This window comes from Flavobacterium sp. GNP010, assembly GCF_056428945.1.
The window spans coordinates 95,957-108,084 of sequence record NZ_JBWJVK010000008.1; the positions used below are offsets into that span (position 1 = coordinate 95,957).

Here is a 12,128-nt window from a genome sequence, read left to right on the forward strand (position 1 = left end):
CGTTGTCTTTTTTTTATCTTAGCAATACCTTAACATCTGTTGTAAGTCATTAACCATTCAATTTGAAGTACTTTGCACGTTTTTATTTTGATAAACTGTAATCCATGAATTCAAAAAAAGTTATTCCTCTTTTAATCCTATTTTTTTGTTCAATAACACTCTTTGCACAAGAAAAATTCACACTCAGTGGTACTATCATTGACGCCAATAGCAACGAAACCTTAATTGGTGTAAATGTGGTACTACCAGAACTAAAAACTGGTGTAACCACAAATGAATACGGGTTTTATTCCATAACGCTTCCAAAAGGCGTGTACACCGTGCAAATCAGTTATTTGGGTTATCAAACTTTACAAGAATCCATAACATTGGATCAAAATGTAAAAAACAACTTTAAATTATTCAGTAATGAAACTGCCTTAAAAGAAGTTGTTATCACAGATAATAAAACCAAAACCGATATCAGAAAACCAGAAATGAGTGTCAACAAACTCTCTATTTCGACTATAAAAAAAATGCCAGTAGTCTTGGGTGAAGTCGATGTTTTAAAATCAATTCTATTACTTCCTGGAGTTACCAATGCTGGCGAAGGAGCTTCCGGATTTAATGTACGGGGCGGTGGAGCAGACCAGAACTTAATATTACTAGACGAGGCAACCATTTTTAATTCCTCACACGTTTTTGGTTTTTTCTCGGTTTTCAATCCTGATGCTATCAAAGATTTAAAATTGTACAAAGGCGGAATTCCAGCGCGTTACGGCGGTCGTGCCTCTTCAGTTTTAGATATTTATCAAAAAGACGGTAACAGTAAGGAATTTCATGTCAATGGTGGAATCGGATTAATTTCCAGTAGAATTTTAGCCGAAGGTCCGCTAGTAAAAGACAAAGGATCATTCCTTATTGGTGGTCGTAGTTCGTATGCACATTTATTCCTAAAACTTTCAGAGGAACAAAAAGACAATTCGGCATATTTTTATGATTTAAACACCAAGCTGAGTTATAAATTAGACACCAACAACAGTTTGTACTTATCCGGTTATTTTGGTCGAGACGTTTTTAGCCTAAGCAAAAGCTTTACTAATATATATGGTAATGCTATTGTGAATTTACGCTGGAACCACTTGTTTTCAGAAAAATTATTTTCGAATTTATCGCTGATCTACAGTGATTATTATTATGGTTTAGATTTAGATTTTGTAGGGTTCAAATGGGATTCTGGTATAAAAAATTACAATATCAAGTACGATTTTAAAAATTATATTTCAGACAAATTCAAGCTAAATTATGGGGTAAACGGAATTTACTATGAGTTCAATCCGGGTACTATCAAGCCATCTGATGAAAATTCCGGTATCAACTTTGATCAATTGGATAAAAAATATGCTTTTGAATCGGCACTTTACATCAATGCCGATCATGATATATCCAATAAAATAGCGCTTTCTTACGGATTACGATATAGTATGTTTTACCGCTTAGGACAATCTACGGTAAATATTTATGAAAATGATAATCCAGTGTTTTTCAATTCAGATTTACAGATTTACGAAAAAGCAACTCCCATAGACACCAAGTTTTATGACCGAAACAAAGTGATGAAAAGCTACAACTATCTAGAACCTCGCCTATCAGTTGCCTACCAAATCAACGATGATCAATCTATAAAAGCGAGCTATAACAGAATGGTGCAGTATTTACAACTGATATCAAATACCTCATCGCCTACTCCGCTTGATGTCTGGACGCCAAGCGATCGTTTTATTAAACCACAAATTGCAGATCAGGTGGCTTTGGGATATTTCAAAAACTTTAAAGACGATATGTATTCCCTAGAAATAGAAACGTACTACAAAGAAGTCCAGAACCGATTGGATTATATTGATGGTGCAAATTTAATAGCCAACAAAGCCATTGAGCAAATCATTCTAAACGGCCAATTGCGTTCCTATGGATTAGAAATACTTCTCCGAAAAAACGAAGGAAAACTGAATGGTTGGATTTCGTATACATTATCCAAATCTGAGCAACAAACTCCAGGAAGAACGGCACAAGAATTAGGAATTAACAATGGTCAATGGTACAATTCTGTATATGATAAATTGCATAATATTGCCATTACAAGTTCGTATAATCTAAATGAAAAGTGGTCGTTTGGGGCTAATTTTGCTTTACAAACTGGTCAACCCGTCACCTATCCAGTGGGTAAATATGAATACTTAGAAATGAGCGTTCCTAGTTACGGACTGCGAAACGAAAATCGCCTTCCTACCTACCATCACTTGGATCTAGCAGCGACATTAACACCCACAAAAAACAAGAATAGAGATTGGAAAGGCGAATGGGTTTTTAGTATTTACAATGTGTACAATCGAAAAAACGCTGCTTCTATCAGTTTTAGACAAAACAATGACACAGGCAGTAACGAAGCAGTTAAGACTTCCATTTTTGGTGTGGTTCCTGCGGTGAGTTACAACTTTAAATTTTAAACCTTTTATCTTAAAGAGAGGAAATAAATAAAACATCATGAAAAAAATAACACTTTATCTGATAGCAATCATCGCATTTTTTACAACAAGTTGTGAAGATGTGATCGACGTAAATTTAGAAAATGCAGCACCAAAACTGGTTATTGAAGCGGCTATCAACTGGAGAAAAGGCACTGCTGGAAACCAACAAAAAATAAAACTAACTACTACTTCTGGATTTTACAGTACTGAAATCCCAAAAGTATCAGGCGCAACTGTATCTATAAAAAATAGCGCCAATATTGTTTTCAACTTTGTTGAAATTCCAAATACAGGCGAATATGTTTGTTCAAATTTTGTCCCAACGATCAACGAGAAATACACACTCACGGTTATCAGTAAAGGCAATACCTACACTGCTTCAGAAACCTTGCAGGCTGTTGCTAGTATTACTAAAATCGTTCAAAACAATCAAGGAGGCTTTACAGGAACTAATAAAGAAATCAAAACATATTATCAAGATCCCGCTGGTGTAAGCAATTATTACCTTTATAAATATGTCTATTCCAATAGAAAAAAATCAGATTTTTACGTAGATGAAGATGAGTTTTTTAACGGAAACGAATTCTTTAGTATATCACAAAATGACGAGCTAAAAAAAGAGGATACTATCGAAGTGAGCCACTTTGGAATTTCAAAAGCCTACTACAATTACATGAGTATTTTAGTAAGCATTGCTGGTAATAGCGGCGGCGGACCCTTTCAATCACCGTCTGCAACAGTTAGAGGAAATATTGTCAATATTACAGATTCGGCTAATTATCCACTGGGCTATTTTTCCCTAAGTGAAGTCGATGTTAGAAATTATACTGTTCAATAATTGGGAGCTTATCCAGCTGTTCACTTCAACAAAAACAGGTTTTAAACAGTTTTTTAGTCCGTATAAGGAGCTTCCTTTGGTCGCTCTTCTACAGTCAAAAAACTAAAGTTTACAACCTGTTTTTGGTTTTCATTCCCATCTGGGCTAAAGTGAAGTTGCCGTTTCCTGTTTACATATTTTAACTAACTTTAAAGTCAAAAATTTATCGTGTAAACGTACCAGAAAATCAAAATTCAAAATTCATAAAATATAAATTCTCATGTCTTCACACCATATCGTACGCGACGATCAAGAACCTGCATTAATTATTGCCAATGGTGCTTCCTGTAATCCAGAATTATTAGGGCAGCTTTTAGAATGGTCTCCACTCGTTATCGTTTTGGATTCAGCGATGGTTCGCGTGATGGAATTAGATATAAAAGTCGATGTTCTTTTAGGCGATTTTGACAGAGGATTTGATCCTGAAATTTACAAAACATCGCAATATCCTATTGAAATTATTCACACGCCTGATCAAAACAAAACCGACTTAGAAAAGGCCTTTGATTATTTAATAGAAAGAAAAATCCCGGCAGTAAATGTAGTTTGGGCAACTGGCCGAAGAGCAGATCACACGATTACAAATCTCACCAACATTACCAGATACAGAAATCTATTAAAAATTGTCATTCTAGACGATCATTCTAAGGTTTTTTTATTACCCAAAAAATTCGAAAAATGGTATACTGCCAATACGCCTATTTCGTTAATTCCAATTGGTAATGTGACGGGCATTCATTCTGAAAATTTATTTTATCCATTAAAAAACGACAGCCTAACTATAGGATATCGCACAGGAAGCAGCAACCACGTTGCACAAGATGGACTCGTTACCATATCACATGATGAAGGAGATTTATTGATGATGGAATGTCTGGATTAGCATCTACTCTAGTTTCAATAATGCATTTCTCACTATTTCATAATGACTCCACGGAATAAAATGATTGGCCTCATCAATAACTATGGTATCAATTGATTGGGCTGCTACAAAGCTTTTTTTCATGTAATCCACATTGCTAAACGGCACTAAAGCATCTTTGGTTCCATGAATAATTGTGACAGCACTTGTTATTTTTTTCAAGTCAGGCGCTAAGCTAAATAAATCTTTTTTTAACCACCACAATTCATCATTTGAAGGGCGCAAAGCACCAGGGATTAAATATCGCAGCGGAACTGATTTCACGACCGTGCGCCATTGCTCTGGGTTTTCGGCCTTAGGGTCTAATGATCCAGAGAGTATCACAACATGTTTATACCATGAAGGATGATCCGCAGCTAGCTTTGCCACCATTGGACCACCATAGCTATGTCCTACAAGAATAATCGGTTGTTTATTATCGATTTGTTTGATGAAGGAGCCTATTATTTGAGATTGCTCAGTTAAATTTTGAGCATCCCCAAAATCACTATACCCAAAACCCGGCCGATCAATAGCAATCATACGGTATTTCTTCAACAAGGTGGTGTCCTGTAAATATTCTTTAAAAGCATTCCAACTTCCTGGCGATCCGTGTACAAAAATCAACGTGGGCTTTTGAGCATTACCCGTTTCTATATAATGTAGATTGTGTCCGTCAACTAGAGCATTCTTATCTAAAAAAACGGTTTTCGAAGCTCCAAAAAAGGCAATCGTTTCCTTACTGGAATAGCGCATCGTCATACAAGCTTGACACATTATGATATAAAAGACCAAAAAACTATAAACGATGTAGCGTTTCTTGAAACGAAATTTTGCAGGAATAAAAACCATATTTACTGATATTTTTTATAAAAGTAACCGTTTTTAAGCTTCAAAAAAACCACGTTGTTTTATTTTATGATTTATTTCTGAGCTATTTATCGTGTCAATATAGCCTTTAAGCATTTACAACTTTGGAATCCCTATATTTGCATCGAAATAAAGAAAATGAAAGCGAAAACGATTACCGAAAAGACGAATTTACACCCAAGAAATCTTGATAAATTTGGATATGATTTTGAGCAATTAATCATAAAATCACCAGAATTAAAAACTTTTGTCGCTGTAAATGAACACCAAATAGAAACCATCAATTTCAGTAATCCTGATGCTGTAAAAGCACTTAACAAAGCGTTGTTATTGTACCATTACAATATTCAAAATTGGGATATCCCTAAAAACTATTTGTGTCCGCCAATTCCAGGAAGAGCTGATTACATTCACTACTTAGCAGATTTATTGGCTTCAAGCAACAACGGAAACATTCCTCAAGGCGAAACCGTTCAAGGATTAGATATTGGTGTAGGTGCCAACTGCATTTATCCTATTATAGGAAATTCAGCTTACGGTTGGAGTTTTGTGGGAACCGATATTGATGTGCTTGCTATAGAAAACTGTAGCGCGATCATTGAAGAAAATCCAAAATTAATTGATGCAATCAGTTTGCAGCAACAAACGGAAGCTCGTTTTATTTTCAAAAATATAATTACGCCCGAGGATAAATTTACCTTCACGATTTGTAACCCGCCTTTTCATGCGTCACAAGATGAGGCTACCAAAAGTACATTGCGAAAAATAAATAATTTAGAATCCCAGAGTGCTGCTACTAAAACAACTAAACCTATTTTAAATTTTGGTGGTCATAATGCCGAATTGTGGTGTGAAGGTGGCGAATTGGGTTTCGTGACTCAGATGATATATGAAAGTGCCAAATATCCAATGCAATGTTTGTGGTTTACGACTTTAGTCTCAAAAAAAGAAAATCTCTCTAGTCTATACAAAACATTAAACAAAGTCAGCGCTGTCGAAATTAAAACCATTGATATGGCTCAAGGCCAAAAAACAAGCCGAATTGTAGCTTGGACTTTTTTAAGTGCAGCACAGCAAAAAGCCTGGAAATTCGAATAAAAACGCCTTATCACCTGAATATTTCATCCCACCAATCATATTTGATAGTCTTGAAAATCAATTTGTAACGATACATTTTCTAATTATTCATTTAAAAGGAAGCCCTTTAAAAACTTCTATTTTTAAATCAATATTTAAATTTTCCAAAATTTATTTTCCAAAAAAAAATAACTATTCCTAAATAGTTATTTTTTTTTACAATATATTAAACAAAAATCAATTATTAACATAATTTTAATTAGATTTGATACGTATTTATTTAAATAATTATAAATACATTTCTATAACGATGCATCAAAAAGACAACTAAAAATCACACTATTACACCTAAAAAAACTTAAGTACTCTTTTAAGATTATTTATTTTAAAAAATGATCTAAATTAAACTAAATGGTAGAAAAGCAACTATTACTTACCGAAATACTTGATGATTCCACACTTTGGAACATCCTGAAAGAAGGGAATAAAGATGCGTTTTCAGTACTTTTTAAAAGACATTATTCTCATTTAGTACGGTATGGAAACTCCTTATTTCCTTATCCTGAAAAAGTACAAGACTGTGTGCAAGATGTTTTTACAGATCTATGGATTTACAGAGACAAATTGAGTGATAAAGTGGTTGTAAAAGCCTACTTATTAGCCTGTGTTCGCAAGCGAATTACCAGATCACAAGAACGAGATCGTATTTTTAGGCTAAGCTCTTCTGTAGATACGATTGAATTTTTATTTGATTTTTCAATAGAACACGAACTTATTTCTGATGAAACTACAGCTTCTAAAGTGTCACATCTCAATCAACTGATTAATGATTTGCCTTCTCGACAAAAAGAGGCTTTATACCTTCGTTACACCCAAGAACTCTCAGTAGACCAAATTGCTGATACACTTAACATTAATTATCAATCAGCAAACAATCTTTTGCACCGGGCACTGTTAAGCTTACGCAAAGATTGGAAAGGAACAATCTGTTGCATTTTAATGCTGTTTTCATTGGCGTTCTAGTCTTCCAAAAATAAATCCAAAAAAAAATACCATTTAGTGAGTATCAATTAAAAAAATTGTCCTCTATATAATTGTAACCCTTTTTTTGATGCAACACCGTAATAATTATACCGAGATAGAACACTTTTTAGCTGATGAATCATTCCGATTATGGGTGTGTTTTAAAGACGACCAACTAGAATGGGAAGAATGGACTTTAGAAAATTCCAGTCGTGCTAAATTGGTTGAAGAATCCAGATTATGGCTTTTAGCGATGAACGTTCCTAATGATGATTTAGCTGAGGATGACGTTCAATATGCTCTAGAAGCTACTTGGGGAAAAATTGAAAGAACAGAAGGAAATAAAAAGGAGAAACCAGTTCTTAAACTTTTGAGAAAAAGATGGTTTAATGGAGTAGCCGCAGTTTTGATTATAAGCCTTTTAACAGGCTGGCTATACAATCAAAGCAACACTTCTGAAAACGCTGCACTGACATACAGTGAACTTATAAACGAAAATGACGAAGGTTTGGTTGAGCAAACTAACAATTCAGACAAACCACAAATTATAACATTATCCGATGGTAGTTCTGTTTTACTTCAACCCAACAGTAAACTAAGTTATCCTAAAATATTTGTGGGCAATGAAAGAAAAGTATACCTCTCTGGTGAAGGTTTTTTCGAAATCAGTAAAGATCCTAAAAAACCATTTTTCGTCTTTGCGAATGAAATAGTTACAAAAGTAGTAGGAACCAGTTTTAAAATAAAAGCATACGCTAATCAGCCGAATGTGGAAGTGGTGGTTCGAACTGGAAAAGTAAAAGTAAGATCTAATGAATTAATCTCCAACCCAAAAGACCAACTGATTGTTTTATTACCGAATCAAGCTTTGCGATTCGTTCGAAAAAGCTTAAGTTTTAATAAGATTACTGACATCACACAGGATGAATCATTGAGTCGTTCCACAAGTAATATAGAGCAATTAGGATTTGAATTTACAGACATTCCTGTTTCACAAATTTTCAAAACTATTGAGCAGGCGTATTTAGTGAAAATTGATTTCCCTCAAACAAAATTAAATAATTGCTACCTCACTACCTCTTTAAGCGATCAGCCTTTACCAGAAAAATTAAAAATCATTTGCAAAAGCATTGGTAACAATACGAGTTATGAAATGAATGGAAACCAAATTAAAATTATATCTGACGGATGTAACGAATAGCAACTCGCCAATGAATTAAAACAATACAATAAAAAAGCGCCGAAAATGCTGTAACATTCTCGACGCCTAGAATAAAATCAATTCGCTCTCTGTAAAGAGTAATTGCAGTGTTCTATCAATACCCTAACTAACAAATATTAATAAAAACAGACCAAAACTATGAAAAAAACCGTCCTTAAACAACGACTACTAATTCGAATTATGAAAATAACCTTATTTCAATTTGTTTTAGCGCTTGTCTTTTCAAGTGTAACAATAGCGAACAATATCAGAGGTCAAAAAAAACTGGACACAAAGGTAACTATTACCGTGACCGATTTGAACTTAAATACTGCATTGACTAAACTTGAAAAATTAGCACATGTGAAATTTTCGTTTAATTCGAGAATGTCACAATTGAACCAAAAAGTGAGTGTTTATGCTAATAATGAAGCATTATCAAGTGTACTAAATCGCATTTTAAAACCATTAAAAATTAATTATACTGAAGTTAGCAATCAAATTATTTTACAAAAAGAAGAAATTGCTAAAACAGGAAGTAATGGAGAATTTATCTCAATTTTAAATCAAAACGCAGTGGTTGAAATCATTAAAGGCCGCGTTGTTGATGAAAAAGGAGAATCTTTACCTGGCGTAACCGTTCTTGTAAAAGGAACTAAAAAAGGCACAACAACAGATATCGATGGGAGTTACACCATCAATGCTGAAATTGGAGACGTTTTGCAATTTTCTTATGTGGGATTAGAAACTAAATCCGTAACCGTAACCGGAACAACATTAAATGTTACTTTGACGGGAAGTGGAGAAACGTTGCAAGATGTTGTCGTAATCGGTTCCCGGAATGCCGCCAGAACAGTAACAGAATCTGCAGTGCCAATTGATGTTATCAGCATGAAAGAGATCGCTTCACAAGGTGCTCAAACGAATTTGAATCAGATTTTAAATATGGTTGCGCCTTCTTTTACATCAAATACAACCACTGTAGCTGATGGAACAGATCACATTGACCCTGCGCAATTAAGAGGTTTAGGTCCAGACCAAGTTTTAGTTTTGTTAAATGGAAAACGACGTCATACCTCTTCTTTAGTAAATATCAATGGATCACCAGGTAGAGGTGCTGTAGGTACCGACTTGAATTCCATTCCTGCTTTTGCTATCGAAAAAATTGAAGTATTAAGAGATGGGGCTTCAGCTCAATATGGCTCAGATGCTATTGCTGGTGTAATCAACATCAACATGAAAAAAGACACTAAAAAATTAGAAATAAATCTTTTTGGTGGGAGTCATTTTTCTAAAAATGCTAACGACCATACCGGTGGAAATGATGGAAACAACATCCAAATTGACTTGAACTACGGAACAAATTTAGGAAAGGAAAAAAGTTTCATTAATGTTACGGCAAGTGCTCAGTTAAGAGGTCAAACAAGTCGTGCTAAAGAAGTTACAGGAAATTTATTTAACAGATACAATGCTGTTGAAGAAAGAGCCAGAATTGCAGGTATTAACATTAATAGTTTGTATGCAAATACGTTAAACCCTACCCCTGGTTTTTACAACGGTTTGCTGAACACAATTAATACGTATGCGCAACAAGTAAGTTATTTTGATGCAGCAACAAAAACTGCAATCCAAAATGCTGCTACATCAGGGAATTTACCGGGAATGAGAACTTTATTAGGAATTGATGCCACAACTGACGAACTAGCCTTTAGAGGTTTAGTACGAAATGGTTTTAATATGCGAGTAGGTCAATCATCACTACAAAGCTCACAATTCTTTGTTAATGCTGCTTATCCAATAAATGACAAGCTAGAGCTATACGCTTTTGGAGGTAGCAGCTATAGAACTGGTGAAGCTGCTGGATTTTACAGAAGACCAAATCAAGCCAGATCGTATACCGGTTTGTATCCAAATGGTTTTTTACCTGAAATCCATTCTACAATTAACGACATTTCAGCAGCAGCAGGGTTGAGAGGTACTATCTTTGGTAATTGGAATTTTGACTTAAGTAATACTTTTGGTAGAAACAGTTTTGATTATGGCGTTGAAAATACCGTCAATTCTTCCATGAGAGAAAACTCTCCAACTACTTTTGATGCAGGTGGATTAGCCTTTAACCAAAACACAACTAATTTTGACATGAATCAAAAATTTGGTGATTTGAACGTTGCTTTTGGAGCTGAATACCGCAATGAAAACTATAGTATTAGTGCAGGACAACCAGAATCATATAATTTATATGATATAAACGGTAATGTAGCTTTACCAGGAGTAACTCCTGCTAATTTGATCGTAACTGATTTCTTTGGATCTATTAGAGGAAATGGCTCCCAAGTATTTCCAGGTTTCAGGCCAGCAAATGCTGTTGACAAAGGTCGTAACAGTGCCGCTATCTATGGAGATCTTGAATATGATGTTACAGAAAAATGGTTAGTGAACGGAGCCGTTCGTTTTGAAAACTATTCTGATTTTGGAAACACTACTAATTTTAAAGTTGCCAGTCGTTATAAACTAACAGACAACATTAATGTGCGTGGTGCCGTTTCCACTGGTTTTCGCGCTCCTTCTTTACATCAAATAAATTTTAACGCTACCGCGACACAATTTGTTGGTGGTGTACCATTTGAAGTAAGTACATTTAGTAATGATTCCCCAGCAGCTAAAGCCCTTGGAATTCCGCAATTGAAACAAGAAGAATCTAAAAGTGCTAGTATTGGTTTTACCGCTAAGATTCCAGAGGGAAACATTACTTTGACTGCCGATGCTTATATTGTAAGAATAGATGACCGAGTAACTTTGACGGATCAATTTTCTCGTCCATCGGGCACATTTGCTGACGGAACACCACAGAGAGAACTTCAATTACAATTTGATCTCGCTGGAGCAAATGCGGCAACCTTTTTTGCCAATGCTATTAGTACAGAATCTAAAGGAATTGATATCATTATAACACATAAACTAAATTTAGGAGCCATAGTGATCAAATCTGATTTAGCTACTACTTTTTCTCAAACAAGACAAGTAGGTACTATACAAGGATCGCCTACCTTGGTTGCTAATGGTCAAATAAACCGCTATTTCTCTGAAATGAGCAGAATCTATTTAGAAGAAGCCATTCCAAGAGTTAAAGGAAATTTAACCAACTCATTTACATACAAAAAATTCGATTTCTTTTTGAGAAATGTATATTTTGGTAAAGTGACAGACCCAAATACTGTTGATGTCAATGGTGACGGATCCGTTGGAGCAATAGTGGTAAATGGAAGAGCAGTAGAAAACGAGCATCCTACTTGGGCAGCAAAAATCATTACTGATTTATCTGTAGGCTTCAAAATAACTGAGGCAGCGAAAATTGTAATTGGAGCTAATAATATTTTTGATATTTATCCCGATATGAATTTAGGTCCAATTTCAGCAAAAAGACCTACAAACATTGCAAATCCTAATTTAACTGGTTTGGATTCAAATGGTAATGTTGCCTATAATCCAGCTACTACAATCGATTTATCAAATGCAAATCAATTTGCATATTCAAGAAACACCTCTCAATTTGGTCAAAACGGAAGATTTCTTTTCGCTAGGTTAAGCTTCAGTTTCTAATAATTTATATTTCTCTAATGAAACCATCCTGTGATATCGGGATGGTTTTTTTTTGGCAAAAAGTTTAGAAAA

General features: G+C 34.7%; 8 protein-coding genes. 7 read left to right on the forward strand and 1 reads right to left on the reverse strand.

What is annotated here, in order from left to right:
• Positions 1-104 precede the first annotated feature (104 nt).
• From AC061C_RS05055 to AC061C_RS05065, 3 genes are all read left to right on the forward strand, one after another.
• Positions 105-2,486 carry a TonB-dependent receptor gene (locus AC061C_RS05055; RefSeq protein WP_478290280.1) on the forward strand — a complete coding sequence of 794 codons (2,382 nt, stop codon included), beginning with the start codon at positions 105-107 and terminating at the stop codon, positions 2,484-2,486.
• A gap of 37 nt (positions 2,487-2,523) precedes the next feature.
• Positions 2,524-3,345, forward strand: a complete 822-nt coding sequence (locus AC061C_RS05060) for a DUF4249 domain-containing protein (protein WP_478290281.1) — start codon at positions 2,524-2,526, stop codon at positions 3,343-3,345.
• A gap of 259 nt (positions 3,346-3,604) precedes the next feature.
• Complete coding sequence (locus AC061C_RS05065) at positions 3,605-4,267, forward strand: thiamine diphosphokinase (protein ID WP_309757700.1); 663 nt, start codon at positions 3,605-3,607, stop codon at positions 4,265-4,267.
• A gap of 3 nt (positions 4,268-4,270) precedes the next feature.
• On the opposite strand, the gene AC061C_RS05070 is transcribed toward AC061C_RS05065, so the two are convergent.
• Positions 4,271-5,137, reverse strand: coding sequence for an alpha/beta fold hydrolase (locus AC061C_RS05070; RefSeq protein WP_478290282.1), 867 nt, complete (start codon positions 5,135-5,137; stop codon positions 4,271-4,273).
• A gap of 156 nt (positions 5,138-5,293) precedes the next feature.
• On the opposite strand from AC061C_RS05070, the gene rlmF reads away from it, so the two are divergent.
• The 4 genes from rlmF (at position 5,294) to AC061C_RS05090 (ending at position 12,056) form a co-directional block, all read left to right on the forward strand.
• On the forward strand, positions 5,294-6,253 hold the full coding sequence (gene rlmF / locus AC061C_RS05075) for a 23S rRNA (adenine(1618)-N(6))-methyltransferase RlmF (RefSeq protein WP_478290283.1): 960 nt from the start codon (positions 5,294-5,296) through the stop codon (positions 6,251-6,253).
• Positions 6,254-6,643: 390 nt separating this feature from the next.
• The gene (locus tag AC061C_RS05080) at positions 6,644-7,255 is read left to right on the forward strand and encodes an RNA polymerase sigma factor (RefSeq protein WP_478290284.1); all 612 of its coding nucleotides are present in this window, start codon (positions 6,644-6,646) and stop codon (positions 7,253-7,255) included.
• Between the two features lie 88 nt (positions 7,256-7,343).
• A complete protein-coding gene (locus AC061C_RS05085; RefSeq protein ID WP_478290285.1) occupies positions 7,344-8,456 on the forward strand; it encodes a FecR family protein in 1,113 nt (370 codons plus the stop codon).
• Positions 8,457-8,615: 159 nt separating this feature from the next.
• Positions 8,616-12,056 carry a TonB-dependent receptor domain-containing protein gene (locus AC061C_RS05090; protein ID WP_478290286.1) on the forward strand — a complete coding sequence of 1,147 codons (3,441 nt, stop codon included), beginning with the start codon at positions 8,616-8,618 and terminating at the stop codon, positions 12,054-12,056.
• Positions 12,057-12,128: the final 72 nt, after the last annotated feature.

Bases quoted from the DNA above. Each gene is read 5' to 3' on its own strand.
- AC061C_RS05090 (WP_478290286.1), top strand. From the start codon at position 8,616: ATGAAAAAAACCGTCCTTAAACAACGACTACTAATTCGAATTATGAAA.
- AC061C_RS05085 (WP_478290285.1), top strand. From the start codon at position 7,344: ATGCAACACCGTAATAATTATACCGAGATAGAACACTTTTTAGCTGAT.
- AC061C_RS05060 (WP_478290281.1), top strand. From the start codon at position 2,524: ATGAAAAAAATAACACTTTATCTGATAGCAATCATCGCATTTTTTACA.
- AC061C_RS05070 (WP_478290282.1), bottom strand. From the start codon at position 5,137: ATGGTTTTTATTCCTGCAAAATTTCGTTTCAAGAAACGCTACATCGTT.
- AC061C_RS05065 (WP_309757700.1), top strand. From the start codon at position 3,605: ATGTCTTCACACCATATCGTACGCGACGATCAAGAACCTGCATTAATT.
- AC061C_RS05055 (WP_478290280.1), top strand. From the start codon at position 105: ATGAATTCAAAAAAAGTTATTCCTCTTTTAATCCTATTTTTTTGTTCA.
- rlmF (WP_478290283.1), top strand. From the start codon at position 5,294: ATGAAAGCGAAAACGATTACCGAAAAGACGAATTTACACCCAAGAAAT.
- AC061C_RS05080 (WP_478290284.1), top strand. From the start codon at position 6,644: ATGGTAGAAAAGCAACTATTACTTACCGAAATACTTGATGATTCCACA.